A 1,572-nucleotide genomic window follows, 5' to 3' on the forward strand; every position below is an offset into this window, starting at 1 on the left:
GACCTTCGGGTTATGAGCCCGACGAGCTGCCAGACTGCTCCACCCCGCGTCTGAGGGACCGAAGTGTACAGAGGATCATGCTGCAATGCAAGTAAAACATGCGAGTTGAATGAACAATAAAATATGCCGCTGCTCAAACAGACAAGCTTGAACAACCTGTTCCCACTTTTCATTTCAATAAACATGAGTCCCGTCATCTCGCACACGCCATCTTCCCGCCGTTCCGCGATCAGGCTGCTCCTCGCTACCGTTGCGCTTTCCTGCAGCGCCATGTCGGTTCATGCGCAGACCTGGCCGGCAAATCCGATCAGGCTGATCATTCCGTTTCCTCCCGGCGGCGGCACCGACATCCTGTCCCGCATCATCTCCAACAAACTCGCGGAGGCTAACAAGTGGACCATCGTCACGGATAACCGCGGCGGCGCGGGAGGCACTATCGGCCTTGCGGAAGCCGCCAAGTCCGCACCCAACGGCTACACGATCGTGATGGGACAGAAGGACAACATGGCTGTCGCGCCGTGGCTCTACAAGAGCCTTGCCTACGATCCGGTGCGCGACTTCACGCCAATCGCGCATGTCGCGTACACGCCGGTAGTCATCGTCACGTCCGCCCACTCCCGGCTCAGGACGCTGGCCGACGTAGTGAACGCAGCACGCAGCGCACCCGGCACGATTACCTACGGCTCGCCGGGCAACGGTACGACCATCCACCTTGCCGGCGAAGTGCTCGAAGGCGCTGCCAACATCAAACTGGTGCATGTACCGTACAAGGGTTCCAGCCCTGCCATGGTCGATGCGATCAGCGGCACCCTCGACCTCGCGCTGTCGTCGGTTCCTTCCGCCTTAAGCCAGATCAAGGCGGGCAAACTGCGTGCGCTGGCTGTGACATCGGCAAAACGCAGCACGTCGCTCCCTGATGTCCCCACTGTTGCGGAATCGGGCTACAAAGGCTTTGACGTCAGCACCTTGTACGGCCTGTTCGCACCTGCGGGCACGCCAAAAGAAGTTGTGGCGCGTTTAAATACCGAAGTGAACAAGCTGCTGGAGACGGCAGAGATGAAGAATGCGATTCACGCACAAGGCGCCGAGCCGCAGCCGATGACGCCGGAAAAACTGTCTGCGCTGCTGAAGGCGGATTACCAGGAGATGAAGGACGTCGTGAAGAAGGCTGGCGTGACGATTGATTGATGTCGGAACACTGAAATTGATTTGTTCGTTGCCATCGTATTACGCATTCTTTGAACGCAATACAGTTGTCAACGAAGAACGAATGAGAAGGTCGGCCCCATGGCGCGACAAGGTCCAACAAAAGTTTTTACGTGAGAGGCATTGCGCATTGCGATTTGCTTTGCTATAGTTCGGCTCCCGTCGCGAAACGCGAAACGAAAAGTTCTCGAAAACGAGGGCTGATGCGTCAAGTAACGTAACGGGCTCTGATCCAGTTAAGCCGCTATCAATCACAACGCTTTGACAGTGGTGCGCGACAGTAAAAGTGCGCGGGATGAGTGTGTTCTTTAAAAAATAACAGCCGATAAGTGTGGGCGCTTGGTGGGGTTGCGGCGCTGGGGTTAC

Annotated in this window: 2 protein-coding genes; one reads left to right on the forward strand and one right to left on the reverse strand. The window is 56.7% G+C overall.

Annotation, left to right across the window (positions count from 1 at the left end; genetic code table 11):
- The coding region (locus AYR66_RS29680; RefSeq protein ID WP_206047305.1) for a hypothetical protein at positions 1-272 on the reverse strand (272 nt) is incomplete at its 3' end.
- Between AYR66_RS29680 and AYR66_RS18450 the strand changes: the two genes are divergently transcribed.
- Positions 271-1,188, forward strand: a complete 918-nt coding sequence (locus AYR66_RS18450; RefSeq protein WP_234814935.1) for a Bug family tripartite tricarboxylate transporter substrate binding protein — start codon at positions 271-273, stop codon at positions 1,186-1,188. The genes AYR66_RS29680 and AYR66_RS18450 overlap by 2 nt on opposite strands.
- The last annotated feature ends 384 nt before the right edge of the window (positions 1,189-1,572 follow it).

The sequence above is a fragment of the Noviherbaspirillum denitrificans genome (genome assembly GCF_002211445.1).
GTDB lineage: Bacteria > Pseudomonadota > Gammaproteobacteria > Burkholderiales > Burkholderiaceae_D > Noviherbaspirillum > Noviherbaspirillum denitrificans.